A 14,877-nucleotide genomic window follows, 5' to 3' on the forward strand; every position below is an offset into this window, starting at 1 on the left:
CGGGCCGTTCCGATGCACCCGGGGTAGGGGGGCGATCTTCAAGGAAGCCGGGCGCGGGGACTGGCGGTGATCAAGGTCGTGGTGGCTGCGATGCTGCCGCAGTAAATACCGGATTCACTGCGGCAGGTCTTTGATCCCTCTCGCGCCGACCTGGGGTGTTCTCCGAAGTGATCAAGGTCGAGGTGAACGCATTTACCGCGACAGACCAAAGGGTCCGAACGATGAGCATCTTCACGACCCGTCACGCTAACTCGATCCCCGCAGGATCCTTAGCGTGACTTTTCGTTCCGATGTTCCAAGCCCCTACCCCCAGAAGGCGTTGCGCGAGATCAGCATGGCGTACTCGTGGCACCGCGCCGTCGAGGTTGCACCAGCGCCGACTCGCGGCCCATACGCCCAGTACGTGTCGCCGCTGTTCTCTTCGCAGAGGGCTGCCGCTTGGGCGGCCCTATCGGGGCACGAGGCCTTCACCCAGCCGCCCATCGTTTCATACGGTGACGAACTAACCGAGCATGCCGCCGCCTGCGCTGTGGAGATAGGTGCCATCAGTGCCATTCCAGCAGCCCCCGCGACCAGTGCGGACGTCAGCGTCGTGAGCATTCTGTTGCGTTTCATAACTTACCTCGTTTCGTTTAACGGCATATATCGACAGCGTGTCTATAAGCGTCAGAGGGAGCTTGCCTGTGCGGTCAAGCCCGCCATGGAAACCGAGATAGCCAACAAGGTGCGCGTCAACACCGCCTTTCATGCGCGCTTACGTAATTTCCCCATGTCAAACTATGACATAAGCGTGGCAGTTTTAATTGACTTAGAGCGCCACCTAATTGACTTAGAGCGCCACCTGTGCCGCCAAGAGCGATGCCCCCACCCCCGAGGTCGCCGAAGCACTGGTCAACGACCCCCACTACCGGGTGCAGGAGCACCTCGCGCGCAACCCGCACTGCCCGCCCGCCGTAGTACAAACCGAGGCGGATGTGGCGGCCCTTACCGCCCGGCGCGCGCTCGAGTAAGACCGTGATTCATTTGGTGAGTCGGCGGTAGCAGATGAGGGCAGCGGCGATGGTGACGGAGAATGCGTAGTGGTCGGCTCGGCGTTCGTAGCGGCGGTGTAAGCGGCGGCAGCCGGCCAGCCAGGAGAAGGTCCGCTCGACGACCCAGCGGTGTCGGCCCAGCTGCTGGCTGGATTCGATTCACCGGCGGGCGATGCGTGCGGTGATCCCGCGGCGTCATCGTCGCCGCAGTCGTGCTCGCCTGGACGGAGGTGAACCAGACTCTTCGGAGCTGGGAGACGGTCAACGCGGCGCGGTCGGAGACGCGACCCCGCGACATCATCGGGAAGCTGGGCGACCCGGGGCCGCTCGCCCGCGATGGCTCCGACGAGAGGCGGATCCACAAGGGGTTCAGCGGCGATGTGAAGGGGACCCCTTCGGGGCAGATGCTGCGCGAGGACGTCGAGGGCCACGACGACCTCAAGCCCAACCCGCTCGCGGCCACCACCAAGGAGCAGTTCCTCCAGTGCATGAGGGACTTTCAGGTCTGGGCCAAGGAGCCGTCCTTCCGCGAGATCGCCCGTAACTCCGGGGGCGCCGTCGCGTTCAGCACCCTGAGCACGGCGCTGGATCCCACTAAGCTTCGCTTTTAACCCGGTAGCGGGTGGTTCTCGACGTAGAACGGCCACCGCGCGATGCTCCGAGTACGACCAAGTGCCCGGAGGTGTGTGGTAGCCGTCGTTTCGAGTGTGCTCTTACCGAACCCACCTCGCCAAGGGCTGGCCGCCCTGACGGTGTTCCGGCGGGAGCTGATGGCCTGCTTCACCTGCCGCCCGGATGCATTGTTCGAGCTCACCGATGCCGTACTGGCCACTGGGCCGGTGGTCTGGCTGCCGCACCTGTCACTGGATCCGCTGCACCGGCGCGGACACGGCAGCGTGTATGCCGCCCTGGCCAAAGGGCAGATCAACACCGGGACTCTACGGGATCTGCTGGCCAGGCAGTTGGATCAGCGGCCTGCGGTGTTCGCCATCGACGTCAGTTGCTGGGCGCGCAGCGACGCCGAATGCTCACCTGGCCGCGGGTTCTACTACCACCCCACCCGGCATTCGGCGGGCAAGCCGATCATCGCCGGGTGGGCGTTCTCCTGGCTGGCCGGTCTGGAGCTGACGACCAACTCCTGGACTGCTCCGCTGGATGTGCTGCGCCTGCCACCGGGAACGAATGTCAATGATGCCGCGGCCACCCAGATCCTCCAGCTGCTGCCGCGGCTACCCGATGCCGGCGGGCGGCTCCCGCTGTTTGTCTTCGATGGTGGCTATGACCCGGTCCGGCTGGTCCTTGCCCTGAAGGACGCGCCGACGCAACTGCTGGTGCGGATCCGTTCCGATCGCTGCTTCTACGCCGACCCGCCGCCCGCCGAGGTGGGCGTCCTGGGCCGACCACGCCGACATGGCAGGAAGTTCGCCTGCGCCGACCCGGCTACCTGGCCGCCCTCGACGGCCGCTCTCACCACGACAGATGCGCAGTACGGCACCGTGACCGTGCACGCCTGGAGCGGGCTGCATGCCAAAACCCAGCAGCATGACGGGCACGGCAGTCGCGGTCCGCGCCCGATCGTGGCCGGTACCGTGGTTCGGCTCACCGTCACCGCGCTACCCGGCCGAAGCCGCAAGCCCGCCACTTTGTGGCTGTGGTGGCATGACCCCACCGGCTGCCCTTCGGACCTGGATCCGCTGTGGCGCTCTTACGTGCGGCGGTTCGACCTTGAGCACACCTTCCGCTTTTGCAGGCAGACCCTGAACTGGACGCTGCCCAGGCCACGCACTCCCGAACAAGCCGATCGGTGGACCTGGCTCGTCCTCGCCGCCTACACCCAACTACGCCTGGCCCGCCATCTCGTCACCGACCTGCGCCTGCCTTGGGAAAAGCCCTTATCCATCAACCGATTAACCCCTGGACGGGTGCGACGCGCATTTCGCTCCGTTCACGCGGGATAGGCACCCCCGCCAGTGCGCCACAACCCTGCGGGCACTCCCCGGGCCGTCCACGCGGCACCATTCGCGGACCTGCTCCCCGCCACCCGGCCATCAAAACGACCAGCCGGACGGCCTGACACTCGCTACCGGGTTAAAAGCGAAGCTAAGCCGTCCCGCCTGCCCACCATGAAGGTCGTGGAGGGCTTCGTCAGCGGCTGCGGGGGTAGCGAAGATGACCTCGCCCGGTGGACCACGGCCTGGCGCCGGATCCGCATGGCCAAAACCCACGAGACTGCCGTCTCCACCTACGAGACTGCCGTCTCCACCCACGAGAACGCCACCTCGCTTCCCACCAACCGCCGCACCGCCAGCTAAACGATCACCACGAACGCCCCGTCCCAGCGCGAGCCGTACGACGGGGCGTTCGTCACGTCCGAAGGCCAGGCGAATAACACGCCACCGGCCACCGGCCTGTTTCCCAGGTGGCCCTCGATGAGGCCGATCTGGACCGGGGTGACGCGGTAGCCGATCGGGGTGCGCGTGCCGGGCGCCCGTTGGGCTTCGGTGATGACGGCCTGGCCGCCGTCGGCGAGCTCGACCAGGTGCCGGGGGCGTGCCCGCCGCAGGTGCCCGCCAGGGCGGCATTCAGCGCCTGGCCCGGGAATCCCGTCTTACTAGCTGATAACTTGCGGGAATACCTAGGTCGATCGCCTCCGTGAGGATCGCTCATTCAAGATCAGAGGTTCGTGCGAATGCCGGCACCCGGGATCTCCCCCGCGTCGGAACGAGTGTGGCGATCAGGCCGGTGCCGGTGCCGGTAGTCCCGGGGGGCGAGCCCGTAGGCGGCGGTGAAGGCGCGGGTGAAGTGCGCGGCGGCGGGAAAACCCCACTGGGCGGCGATGGCATGAATCGGCCGGTCAGCAAGGAAAGGGTCGGAAAGGTCGTGTCGGCAGCACTCCAGCCGCCGGGCGTGGATCCATCCGGCGACGGTGGCGTTCTGGGTCTGGAAGAGCCGGTGCAGGGTGCGGGTGGAGACGCTGTGAGCGGCGGCGATCGTGGCCGGGGACAGACCTGGGTCGGTCAGGTGCTGCTCGATGAAGGCGTAGACCCGCATCAGCAGGAGGCTCTGGTGGGTGGGGGGCGGTACAGCCGTGTCGGCGTCGAGGTGGTGGGCGAGCACAGTGGTGATCAGGTCGACCAGAATGGTGCCGAGGCGAACGCTCTCGGCGGTCCCGTACTGGTGGGTGCTGGCGGTCAGCTGGGTCAGGAACCCGGTGAGCAGTGCGCCGACCCCCTCGCGGCCCGGTAACGATGTGGCGGTGAGCCGCTCCACTTTGCGTGGGGAGAGCGGCAGCAGCTTGGCGGGAAACACCACCATCACGCCCTGGGTGGCGTGCTCGCCGAGGTCGGCCCGTACCCGGCCGGTCCGTATTTGGTGAGGGCGCGAGGTATGGTAAAGCACCAGGTCGGAAGGCTGCGACAGAGCGCATTTGCGTTCCTGCGTTATCATGGTCTTTCCACGCAGGTTAAACGCAAGTTGGAACAGTTCGGGATCGGACTGGCGGATCATCCGAGACGTCCTGTACGCCTCGCATGGGGAAGCGCCCACCGCGGAGACATGAACGGCGCCCAGCTCTATCGCTTCGATGCTTCCCCGGAAAGCCCCGGGATCGTCACAGGTGACCCTCATAGGAGCCACCACCTGCTGGAACATGTAATCGAGCCATGATTCGAACCGCTCATCCACTGGCAGGTTCCCCGTGTCAATCACTGTCTTCACCGGTATTTCCCTCTTTCCAGAAAGCCGTTCATGGGTTTAGTCAGCTAAACCCTTTTTGGTCGTCCCGGGCCGGTTCTGTTAACCACCGGTGAACGAAAGGCCGCAGGTGCGCCGCGTGCGTTAAGAGGCCAGGCCGTGGTATGTCAACGACCCTGCGGAAATCACCCTCACCTGAGCCGCGAAAACGTCACTGGCTGGGGTGGGTGGCACGGTTCTCGACGTCGTCCTGGCTGTCGCGCCGGGCTACCGACCGGCGCGAACCCGCGCCGACGATCGTCACGCCGACGGCGGTGCGCCGCCGCCTTCCAGGGTGGCGGCCGTCATGCGTCTGGCGGGGGCGTGAAGGGTGCCAGGAGCAGCTCGGTCAGGCGCTGGACCGCGTGCTGGTCACCGTCGAGGCGCAGATCACCGGATCGGACGGCGACCGCCATGCTGGTCCGGGCACCGCAGACGGCCCGGAGGGTGTCGATGCTGGTGGTGAGCGTGGCGTCGGGCTGGTCGACGGTGCCGCGCCTGATCCGGGGAAGGCCGTCGGCGACCTCCACGGCGTAGGTTTCGGTGTTGATGCGGAACTCGTAGGCGCCCCGCAGCTCGCCTGCTCTGGCCTGGTCGAAACCGGCCAGAAGGCTGAGCATGAGCGAGCCGACGCCGAGCTCACCGTCGGGCGGGAGCGGGGCCCGAGTTCCCCAGCGGCCGAGCTGGAACAGAACGGGCTGCAGCTCACGGCCCCAGGGGGTGAGCTCATAGAGGCGGACCCGCGTCGGCGCGCCCAGGTCACGCCGGTTCACGACGCCGCAGTCGACGAGCTCGTTCAGTCGCTGGTTCAGCACGTTCGGGCTCATGCCGGACAGACCGCCGAGCAGGTCGTTGAACCGCCTGGGGCCGAGCAGGAGCTCGCGCACCACCAGCAGCGCCCACCGTTCGCCGATGACATCCAGCGCCCGAGCCACGCCGCACAGATCTCCATAGCTACGCATGCTCACGGCCCGAGACTACCAGACCACTCCTAAATTAGGAGTATCACTTGCTATTAAGGAGTTGCCGCCCCTAGTTTGGGGAGATCAGCTTTCCGGACCCCGGACCCCGGACCCGCAGTCATCGGCTCCGGCGGCAGCGTCCGGCGGGGCACATACCCGCGACCCGTCCGGGCCGCCTCGGGCGCCGGCCGAACACGACGCCAAAGAAGGACGGCACATGGGCAAGATCATCGTCTCGATGTGGATCACCCTCGACGGGTACGTCGCCGGCCCGAAGGACGAGATGGACTGGCTGCTGATCGACGAGCGGCTCCAGAGGTACGAGCGGGAACTCGTGGACGGCTCCGGCAGCCTGCTGCTGGGCCGGATCACCCACGCCGACTTCGCCAGCCACTGGCCACGGGCCGCCCAGAACCCGGACGAACCAGACGAGGTCCGCGATTACGCCCGCCGCGTCGACGCCATGGAGAAAATCGTCGTCTCGGCGTCGGGGAGCACGGCGGAGTGGAAGAACACGCGGCGGCTGGAACGCATCGATCCCGACGAGATTAACGACCTGAAGCGCGACTCCGACGGGGACATCGTCGTCTACGGCAGCCTCGGGGTGGTCCGGTCGCTCACCGGACACGGGCTCGTGGACGAGTTCCATCTACTGGTGCACCCCGTGTTTCTCCGCCACGGCAAGGCGCTGTTCGACGGCGACCGGCTGCCCGCGAGACTGAGCCTGGTATCGGCCGAGCCCTTCGCCTCCGGAGTCGTCCTGACGAGATACCGCCCGATCGGCAGCCGGTAGGCGGCACGGCGGTCTCAGGAACGGTAACGGCGACCCGGCCGGCGGGGACGCGGCTGTCAGGGCCGGTGCGGCGACGCTTTTCTTGACGGCGTCCCAGGGAGCCGAGGGCGACACCGGCAATCGCCCCGCCGGGCCCAAGAAGACCCGGCGCCACAGCCGGAGACCGACACGGAGCAGTTCGTAGCTCCTGCCGTCGCGCGGATTGTGGCCGGCGATCGACTTGTTCTCGTTGGCCTTGCCGACCAGCACATGCCGACCGGACGACAAGTCCTGGTCACGTCTACATATGACCAGGACCCCATAAGCGATCGGTTTGTGTCCGAGGGGGGACTTGAACCCCCATGCCCCGCAAAGGGCACTAGCACCTCAAGCTAGCGCGTCTGCCTATTCCGCCACCCGGACGTGGTGCCTGCACGAGGGACCGTCATCCCTCGTCGGCGGACTTAGGTTAGCAAACTCTTGAGCCCGCGTCATATCGGTTGGGGGCGGGGGCGGGAGGGGTGCCGGTGGGGGGCGCGCGGCGGCAGGATGGGAGGTGGAAGCCGTACCGAACCGCAAGGAGTCCCACATGACGGCGATCAACGCTGAGGACGAGGTCGTCGGGCTGTGCCGCGACCTGATCCGGATCGACTCGACCAACGCGGGCGACAATTCGGGGCCCGGTGAGCGGGCCGCCGCCGAATACGTGGCCGAGAAACTGTCCGAGGTCGGGCTGGAGCCGAAGATCCTGGAGTCGGACAGCCGCAGGGCCAACGTGATCGCCCGCATCGCGGGGGAGGACTCCTCCCGTGACGCCCTCCTGCTCCACGGGCACCTGGACGTCGTCCCCTTCAACGCCGCCGACTGGACCCAGCACCCGCTCAGCGGCGAGGTCGCCGACGGCTGCGTCTGGGGGCGCGGCGCGGTCGACATGAAGAACATGGACGCGATGATCCTCGCGGTCGTGCGGCAGCGGCTCAGCGAGGGCCGCCGGCCGCCGAGGGACGTGGTGCTGGCGTTCACCGCCGACGAGGAGGCGGGGGGCAAGTACGGCGCGCAGTGGCTGGCCGACGAGCACAAGGACCTGTTCGACGGATGCTCCGAGGCGATCGGCGAGGTGGGCGGGTTCAGCGTCTCCATCGACGAGGCGCGCAGGCTCTATCTGATCGAGGCCGCGGAGAAGGGCATCGCCTGGATGCGCCTGACCGCCACCGGCAGGGCCGGGCACGGTTCGATGCTCAACGCCGAGAACGCGGTCACCGAGCTGGCCGAGGCGGTGGGCCGCGTCGGGCGGTACGAGTGGCCGGTCCGGATGACGCGGACGGTCAGGACGTTCCTGGAGGAGACCTCCAAGGCCCTGGAGCTGGAACTCGACCTGGACGACGCGGAGAAGACCGTCGCCAAGCTGGGGCCGCTCGCCCGGATGATCGGCGCCACGCTGCGCAACACCGCCAACCCCACGATGCTGGAGGCCGGTTACAAGGCCAACGTGATCCCCCAGACCGCGACCGCCCACGTGGACGGCCGCTTCCTGCCGGGGTACGAGGACGAGTTCTTCGAGACGCTCGACGAGCTGCTCGGCCCCAACGTGACCAGGGAGTTCGTCTACCACGACATCGCCATCGAGACCGGCTTCGACGGGCCGCTGGTGCGCGCGATGGCCGACGCCCTCCTCGCCGAGGACCCGGGCGCGCTGGCCGTGCCGTACACGCTGTCGGGGGGCACGGACCTCAAGGCGTTCAGCAGGCTGGGCGTCCGGGGATTCGGGTTCGCGCCGCTGAGGCTGCCCGCGGACCTGGACTTCTCCGGGATGTTCCATGGCATCGACGAGAGGGTGCCGGTGGATTCGCTCCAGTTCGGAGTCCGGGTCCTTGACCGTTTCCTGGACGGCTGCTGAGCCGTTCCCGGGAAAACCGTTGCGTTGACTCAATGTGCTGCTAACGTAACTCTCCGTTGAGGGATGGCTCGTGTCCAAGCGGGCCCGTCCAGGAGCTTTGGGGAGGTCACGTGGCACGCGTGCCGTACGGGCAGTGGAGGGCGTCCTCGCCCGCTGTCCGACGCGCGCCCGCGACCCTTCCCGTCGACGACACGATCCCCGGCCGGGCTGACCGGATGGCGCGGTTCGCGGCCGGCACTCGGCGGGGCGTCAGGCGAGCCCTCGCTGTCGGCGGTCTCCTGGCCGCCGCATGGCTGCTCGCGGTCGTCTTCGGGCTCCTCGGAGCCGCTCCCGCGGTCGCGGACACCACCGCGGCGACAGGGGAGGCCCGCTCCCAGACCCCTCACACAGCCGCTTCCGGATCGGCCCTCGGGGCCGATGTCTTCCCCACGGTCAGCGGCGGGCTGTCGGCGACGCACAACGCCGAAGCCATGGCGGGGCGAGGTGTGGACGGGCTCACCAGCCAGTCCAAGCCGGGGTTCCCGGCACCCGCCACCGTCGAGCACGGCTCTGGCGCCAATGGATTCGTGCCCCAGAGCGGTGGTGGATCCGGTCTCCCAGGACCGGGTCCGGGAGATGTCGCGTGGTTCGCCTACGACCCGCGGCAGATGACGCAGCGCGTCCCGCCGGCGTTCGTGCTCCCCCCTGTCGTCCGCACAGCGGCGGACGATCCCTCTTTCTCTCCTGACTGATCTCCTCTCGCGGACCGGCCCATCACCTCTCGGGTGATCCGCCGGTCGCGGAGCCTGCCTTCATCCCCAGGAGAGCATCCTCCATCCCCAGGAGAGCCGCTCCGTCGGTGAGCGATCAGCAGGCCGGAGAAAGGCAATTCCCCATTCCTCGTGACGGTCCTCGGGGCCTCCGCTGTGCGGGCCTGTCCGGCCCTCGCACGGCTTCGCACGCCCTCACGAGGGTCAGGTCCCCCCCGAAACTGCTAGGAGCTTCAATCATGCGTACGTGGGTTACGGGTACGGCCCCCGCGGCACTGCTCGCACTGGGCGTCATGGCCATGGGCGGCGGTACGGCCTTCGCCGACACCGACGGTGACCACTCGATCGGCGGAGGCAACCAGGTCAACCTCCCCATCACCCTGCCGATCGACATCAGCGGCAACGCGGCCGGTGTGGCCGGGCAGTCGTCCGCCTCCTCGGAGGGCGGCGCCTCCGTCGAGAACGGCGGTGGCGGTACGGGCGCCGGTGGAAACACCACGTCCGGCCGGGGTTCCGTGCTCGGTGGCAACCAGGTCGTCGCCCCCATCACCGCGCCCGTCAACGCCTGTGGCAACGCGGTGTCGGCGTTCGGCCGCTCCGAGGCGGGCTGCCGGGGCGGTTCCTCGGTGCGGAACCAGGGCGGCAACGGCGGCGGAGCCGGTGGCAACCGTACGAACGGTGACCACAGCGTCGGCGGAGGCAACCAGGTGGTGGCGCCGATCACCGCGCCGATCAACGCCTGCGGCAACTCCTTCGCGATCTTCGGCGGGGCCACCGCCGGTTGCCGTGGCGGGGCCTCGGTGAGCGGCCAGGGTGGAGCCCGCAGCGGGGCCGGTGGCAACACCACGTCCGGCCGGAGCTCCGTGCTCGGTGGCAACCAGGTGGTCGCGCCGATCACCGCGCCGATCAACATCTGCGGCAACTCGGTCGCCGTCGTCGGCGAGGCCTTCTCCGGTTGCGAGGGTGGCGCCGAGGTCGTCGGCGGCACACCCGGCGGTCCGGGTCACCCGGGGGGCCCCGGTCACCCTGGCGGGCCTGGGCACCCGGGGGGGCCCGGCAAGCCCGGAGAGCACGGCGGGCCCGGCAAGCCCGGCTACGGTGACCACGGCGACCATGGGAAGCGGGGGCCGCGTCCCGGTGGCGGCTGGGAGCACGGCACGCGTCCGGGTGGTCCGGGCTCGGGCGGCTCCGGCGACGGCTGGGAGCGCGGCCCCCGTCCCGGCGGGCCCGACCGGGGATACGGTCGGCCGGGGAACGACACCGACGGGCGTTTCGGCGCCGGTAGCGGCAACCAGGTGGTCGCGCCGATCACCGCGCCCGCCGAGGTCTGCGGCAGCGCCGTCGGCAACGGCCGGGCGGGTTGCCCCGGAGGGGTGTCGGTTCCCGCGGGCCGGGGCGGCGGTTCGGGGGCCGGTGGCAACCGCACCTCGGGTCAGCACTCCGTGCTGGGCGGTAACCAGGTGGTGGCGCCGATCACCGCGCCGATCAACATCTGCGGCAACGCGGTGGCGGTCCTGGGCGGTGCGTTCGCCGGTTGCCAGGGCGGCGCGTCCGTCGGGGGCGGTGGCACCGGCGGTGGCGGCGGCGCTGGTGGCAACACCACGTCCGGCCGGAGCTCCGTGCTGGGTGGTAACCAGGTGGTGGCGCCGATCACCGCGCCGGTCAACGTCTGCGGCAACGCGGTGGGCGTGCTCGGCCAGGCCGCTGCCGCGTGCAGGGGCGGAGCCTCGGTCTCGGGCGGCGCGGGCGCGGGTACGGGCGCCGGTGGCAACCGCACCTCGGGTCAGCACTCCGTGCTGGGCGGCAACCAGGTGGTGGCGCCGATCACCGCGCCGATCAACATCTGCGGCAACGCCGTGGCCGTCCTGGGCGACGCCGCCGCGGGCTGCCTCGGGGGCTCCCGCGTCGGCGGCCCGTCCGGGCGTCCGGGCGGCGGCCAGTGGGGCGGCCCCGGTGGTAACGGCGGCCAGTGGGGTGGTCACGGCGGCCCCGGTGGTCACGGCGGCTATGACAATGGTCACGGTCACTGGGACTCCAAGCCCGGCCGTCACAAGACCAGCGGTCTGCTGCCCGCCTTCCCGGCCGTCCCGGCTCTCGGCGGCGCGGCCGGGCAGGCGTCCGCCCCCGGCCTGGCGTCGACGCCCGCGGCCCAGGGCGTGGCGGCGGACCAGTCGCGGTTCCCGGCCGCCGCGCGGCTGCCCGAGCTGCCCGCCATGCCCGCCGTGCCCGCGAGCCCGGCGAGCGACCGGGCCGCCGAGGCCGGGAACGGCTCGCTGCCCGCTCCCGTCGCCGGTCTGACCTCCTCGACCCCGGCCGGCGCCCTGCCGGTCGGTGACCTGGGCCTGATGAGCGCGGCCCAACCCGTCGGCGTGACCGGGATGAACGTCGGTTCCCTGGTCACCCTGCTGATCGGCGCGATGGCCGCGGCCGCCGCGACGGTCTTCGGCGCCACCCGCCGGATCCGTTTCGGCAAGAAGTAAGCCGCGAGAAGTAAGACATTAGTCACCCAATGGACACGCTTTCCCAGAACCGCTGAGGAAGGCATTTAGCGCCTCGACGGCCCGGGACAGGATGGCCGCGCCCCTGTGGCGCGGCGTCCGCTCGACCGAAGAGGTACCGAAGCTTTGCCCGTTCCGGGGGCGCGGCCCGGAGCGGGCAAAGCCATGTCCGATGTCACATCGTCCTGGTCACACGTATGATCTTCCGGCGTAGTCGGACGTCCCGGCGGCCGTCGGGATACAGTCGCAGGCGGTCGAGTTCCCAGTCGCCGTATTCTGCATGTTCGGTCAGGATCCGCCGGGCTGCGTCCCGGGATGTGCCACGCGGAAGGTGGAGAACCAAGTAGGAGTAGTCGAGCACAACGATTAGTCTCCGAGGGTGAGCTGGGGGACGTCGACACTCATAGGGCTTTATTCTGCGTCCTTGCGGCTTCCCTTGGGAGTGTTCCCGGCCGAGATCGGGTAACCCGAGGGGAAGAAAACGGGGAACGAATGCGAACAGCGAGGTAGGAAGCAGCGTGCCAGCCAAGAACGGCAACGCCGGCGGAACCCGCCTGGTGATCGTCGAGTCGCCTTCCAAGGCGAAGACCATCGCCGGGTACCTCGGCCGCGGCTACGTCGTGGAGTCCAGTATCGGACATATTCGCGATCTCCCCGAGAAGGCCGACGACATCCCCGAGAAGTACAAGGGGGAGTCCTGGGCGCGCCTCGGCGTCAACGTGGATCACGAGTTCGAGCCGCTCTATGTCGTCAACCACGACAAGAAGGCGCAGGTGAGCAAGCTCAGGCAGCTGCTCAAGGACGCCGACGAGCTCTATCTCGCCACTGACGAGGACCGCGAGGGCGAGGCGATCGCCTGGCACCTTCGTGAGGTGCTCAATCCCAAGGTGCCGGTCCACCGCATGGTGTTCCACGAGATCACCCCGAGGGCGATCCAGGAGGCGGTGGCCAATCCCCGCACCCTGAACCTGAGGCTGGTCGACGCCCAGGAGACCAGGCGCATCCTCGACCGCCTCTACGGCTACGAGGTCAGCCCGGTCCTGTGGAAGAAGGTCAAGCCCCGCCTGTCCGCCGGGCGCGTGCAGTCCGTGGCGACCCGGCTGGTCGTGGAGCGCGAGCGTGAGCGCCTGGCGTTCACCAGCGCGAGTTACTGGGACCTGCAGGCGCTCCTCGACACCGGCCGCGACGAGGTCCCGCACGAGTTCACCGCCACGCTGACCGGCGTGGACGGCAAGCGCGTCGCCCAGGGGCGTGACTTCGCGAGCAACGGCACCCTCAAGAGCGCCGACGTGCTCCACCTGGACGAGCAGGCCGCCCGTGCCCTCGCCGGGCGGCTGGCCGGTGTCTCGTACAAGGTCAAGTCCGTCGAGCGCAAGCCGTACACCCGCAAGCCGTACGCGCCGTTCAGGACGACCACGCTGCAGCAGGAGGCGAGCCGCAAGCTGGGCTTCTCCGCGAAGTCGACCATGCAGGTCGCCCAGCGCCTGTACGAGAACGGCTTCATCACCTACATGCGAACCGACAGCATCACGCTGTCGGAGACCGCCGTCGCGGCGGCCCGCAGCCAGGCCATCAAGCTGTACGGCGCGGCGTACGTGCCCGACAAGCCGCGCGTGTACGCCAGCAAGGTCAAGAACGCGCAGGAGGCGCACGAGGCGATCCGTCCCTCGGGCGAGGAGTTCCGCACGCCCGGCGAGACCGGGCTGAGCGGTGACATGTTCCGCCTGTACGAGCTGATCTGGCAGCGGACCGTGGCCTCCCAGATGAAGGACGCGGTCGGCGAGTCGGTCACCGTCAAGGTGGACGGCACGTCCAGTTCGGGTGAGCGGGTCGAATTCACCGCCTCCGGCCGGACCATCACCTTCCACGGCTTCCTGAAAGCCTACGTAGAGGGCGCGGACGACCCGTCCACCGACCGGGACGACTCCGAGAAGCGCCTGCCGAACCTGGCCGAGAACGACCCGCTCACCGCGTCCGCCCTCAACGTGCTGGCGCACGCGACCAAGCCGCCCGCGCGGTACACCGAGGCGTCGCTGATCAAGGAGCTGGAGGACCGGGAGATCGGCCGTCCGTCGACGTACGCGTCGATCATCGGGACGATCCTGGACCGCGGCTACGTCTTCAAGAAGGGGACGGCCCTGGTGCCGTCCTTCCTGGCGTTCGCGGTGGTCAACCTGCTGGAGCAGCACTTCGGGAACCTCGTCGACTACGACTTCACCGCCGAGATGGAGAAGGTCCTCGACGACATCGCCAACGACAGGGCGGAGCGGCTGCCGGAGCTGCGCCGGTTCTACTTCGGCGCCGACGGTGACGAGGGCCTGAAGGAGATGGTCACCGACCTCGGCGAGATCGACGCCAAGGAGATCAGCTCGTTCCCGATCAGGGGTACCGACATCATGATCCGGGTGGGTCGCTACGGCCCGTACCTGGACCGCGACGGCGCCCGGGTGAACGTGCCGGAGGACCTCGCCCCCGACGAGCTCACCGCCGAGAGGGCCGAGGAGCTGTTCTCCCGCCCGACGGGTGACCGGGAGCTGGGCAAGGACCCGGTGACCGGGCACGTGATCGTGGCCAAGGACGGGCGTTACGGCCCGTACGTCACCGAGATCCTTCCCGAGGAGGCGCCTCCGGCCGAGGGCGCCAAGAAGAGGACCAAGAAGGCCGACGCCGCCAAGCCGCGCACCGGATCACTGCTCAAGTCGATGTCCCTGGACACCATCACCCTTGAGGACGCCCTGAAGCTGCTGTCGCTGCCCCGGGTGCTCGGGATGATCGACGATCTGGAGGTCACCGCCCAGAACGGCAGGTTCGGGCCGTACGTCAAGAAGGGCACCGACTCGCGCTCGCTGGCGTCCGAGGAGGAGATGTTCACGGTCACCCTCGAACGGGCCAAGGAGCTGTTCGCCCAGCCCAAGGCGAGGGGCAGGCAGGCCGCCGCGGCGCCGCCGCTGCGCGAGCTGGGTGAGGACCCCGTCTCCAAGAAGCCGATCGTGGTGAAGGAGGGGCGGTTCGGGCCGTACGTCACCGACGGTGAGACGAACGCCTCCCTGCGCAAGGGCGACGAGGTGGAGCAGATCACCACCGAGCGTGCCGCCGAGCTCCTCGCCGACCGCCGCGCCCGCGGCCCGGCGCCCAAGCGTCCCCGCACCACCCGGGCCAAGGCGAAGGCCTGACGCCCCGGTTTCCAGGGTTCTGGGAATTCCAGGGCCCTGGGAACGCATTCGCCGTCCCGGGCG

General features: G+C 68.9%; 11 protein-coding genes, 1 tRNA gene and 1 pseudogene. 8 read left to right on the top strand and 5 right to left on the bottom strand.

Annotation, left to right across the window (positions count from 1 at the left end):
• Positions 1-1,019: 1,019 nt before the first annotated feature.
• Positions 1,020-1,226: pseudogene (locus ABD817_RS35870) on the bottom strand (transposase); the annotation flags it as partial.
• A 35-nt stretch (positions 1,227-1,261) separates the two neighbouring features.
• Between ABD817_RS35870 and ABD817_RS35875 the strand changes: the two are divergent.
• The 3 genes from ABD817_RS35875 to ABD817_RS35885 all read left to right on the top strand — a co-directional run bounded on the left by ABD817_RS35875 (position 1,262) and on the right by ABD817_RS35885 (position 3,343).
• Positions 1,262-1,642 (top strand): hypothetical protein, encoded by a 381-nt coding sequence (locus ABD817_RS35875; RefSeq protein WP_344922872.1) that lies wholly within the window; start codon positions 1,262-1,264, stop codon positions 1,640-1,642.
• A 96-nt stretch (positions 1,643-1,738) separates the two neighbouring features.
• Entirely contained in the window at positions 1,739-2,989 is a 1,251-nt protein-coding gene (locus ABD817_RS35880) for an NF041680 family putative transposase (protein ID WP_344922873.1), read from the top strand.
• 165 nt (positions 2,990-3,154) lie between these two features.
• The gene (locus ABD817_RS35885; protein WP_344922874.1) at positions 3,155-3,343 is read left to right on the top strand and encodes a hypothetical protein; all 189 of its coding nucleotides are present in this window, start codon (positions 3,155-3,157) and stop codon (positions 3,341-3,343) included.
• Between the two features lie 361 nt (positions 3,344-3,704).
• Here the strand turns inward: ABD817_RS35885 and ABD817_RS35890 are convergent, their stop codons facing one another.
• Positions 3,705-4,748: an AraC-like ligand-binding domain-containing protein gene (locus ABD817_RS35890; protein WP_344922875.1), complete on the bottom strand. Its 1,044-nt coding sequence runs from the start codon at positions 4,746-4,748 to the stop codon at positions 3,705-3,707.
• 320 nt (positions 4,749-5,068) lie between these two features.
• Positions 5,069-5,725, bottom strand: coding sequence for a winged helix-turn-helix transcriptional regulator (locus ABD817_RS35895; RefSeq protein WP_344922913.1), 657 nt, complete (start codon positions 5,723-5,725; stop codon positions 5,069-5,071).
• A gap of 217 nt (positions 5,726-5,942) precedes the next feature.
• Here ABD817_RS35895 and ABD817_RS35900 point away from each other — a divergent pair, with 217 nt between their 5' ends.
• Positions 5,943-6,518, top strand: a complete 576-nt coding sequence (locus tag ABD817_RS35900) for a dihydrofolate reductase family protein (RefSeq protein ID WP_344922876.1) — start codon at positions 5,943-5,945, stop codon at positions 6,516-6,518.
• Positions 6,519-6,834: 316 nt separating this feature from the next.
• Here the strand turns inward: ABD817_RS35900 and ABD817_RS35905 are convergent.
• Positions 6,835-6,920: transfer RNA gene (locus ABD817_RS35905), tRNA-Leu, on the bottom strand.
• A gap of 166 nt (positions 6,921-7,086) precedes the next feature.
• Here ABD817_RS35905 and ABD817_RS35910 point away from each other — a divergent pair.
• The 3 genes from ABD817_RS35910 (at position 7,087) to ABD817_RS35920 (ending at position 11,623) form a co-directional block, all read left to right on the top strand.
• Complete coding sequence (locus ABD817_RS35910; RefSeq protein ID WP_344922877.1) at positions 7,087-8,394, top strand: M20/M25/M40 family metallo-hydrolase; 1,308 nt, start codon at positions 7,087-7,089, stop codon at positions 8,392-8,394.
• Between the two features lie 110 nt (positions 8,395-8,504).
• Positions 8,505-9,125, top strand: coding sequence for a hypothetical protein (locus ABD817_RS35915; protein WP_344922878.1), 621 nt, complete (start codon positions 8,505-8,507; stop codon positions 9,123-9,125).
• A gap of 257 nt (positions 9,126-9,382) precedes the next feature.
• Complete coding sequence (locus ABD817_RS35920; RefSeq protein WP_344922879.1) at positions 9,383-11,623, top strand: chaplin family protein; 2,241 nt, start codon at positions 9,383-9,385, stop codon at positions 11,621-11,623.
• A 193-nt stretch (positions 11,624-11,816) separates the two neighbouring features.
• Here ABD817_RS35920 and ABD817_RS39690 read toward each other — a convergent pair whose 3' ends face one another.
• Positions 11,817-12,233 carry a DUF5703 family protein gene (locus tag ABD817_RS39690; RefSeq protein ID WP_425583441.1) on the bottom strand — a complete coding sequence of 139 codons (417 nt, stop codon included), beginning with the start codon at positions 12,231-12,233 and terminating at the stop codon, positions 11,817-11,819.
• On the opposite strand from ABD817_RS39690, the gene topA reads away from it, so the two are divergent.
• The gene (gene topA / locus ABD817_RS35930; RefSeq protein ID WP_344922880.1) at positions 12,160-14,814 is read left to right on the top strand and encodes a type I DNA topoisomerase; all 2,655 of its coding nucleotides are present in this window, start codon (positions 12,160-12,162) and stop codon (positions 14,812-14,814) included. The genes ABD817_RS39690 and topA overlap by 74 nt on opposite strands.
• Positions 14,815-14,877: the final 63 nt, after the last annotated feature.

This window comes from Streptosporangium oxazolinicum (assembly GCF_039537505.1).
GTDB lineage: Bacteria > Actinomycetota > Actinomycetes > Streptosporangiales > Streptosporangiaceae > Streptosporangium > Streptosporangium oxazolinicum.

Excerpts from the sequence above, each read along its gene's own strand:
- ABD817_RS35885 (WP_344922874.1), top strand. The coding sequence starts at position 3,155 with ATGAAGGTCGTGGAGGGCTTCGTCAGCGGCTGCGGGGGTAGCGAAGAT.
- ABD817_RS35895 (WP_344922913.1), bottom strand. The coding sequence starts at position 5,725 with ATGCGTAGCTATGGAGATCTGTGCGGCGTGGCTCGGGCGCTGGATGTC.
- ABD817_RS35900 (WP_344922876.1), top strand. The coding sequence starts at position 5,943 with ATGGGCAAGATCATCGTCTCGATGTGGATCACCCTCGACGGGTACGTC.
- ABD817_RS35910 (WP_344922877.1), top strand. The coding sequence starts at position 7,087 with ATGACGGCGATCAACGCTGAGGACGAGGTCGTCGGGCTGTGCCGCGAC.
- ABD817_RS35920 (WP_344922879.1), top strand. The coding sequence starts at position 9,383 with ATGCGTACGTGGGTTACGGGTACGGCCCCCGCGGCACTGCTCGCACTG.
- ABD817_RS39690 (WP_425583441.1), bottom strand. The coding sequence starts at position 12,233 with ATGGTCTTCGCCTTGGAAGGCGACTCGACGATCACCAGGCGGGTTCCG.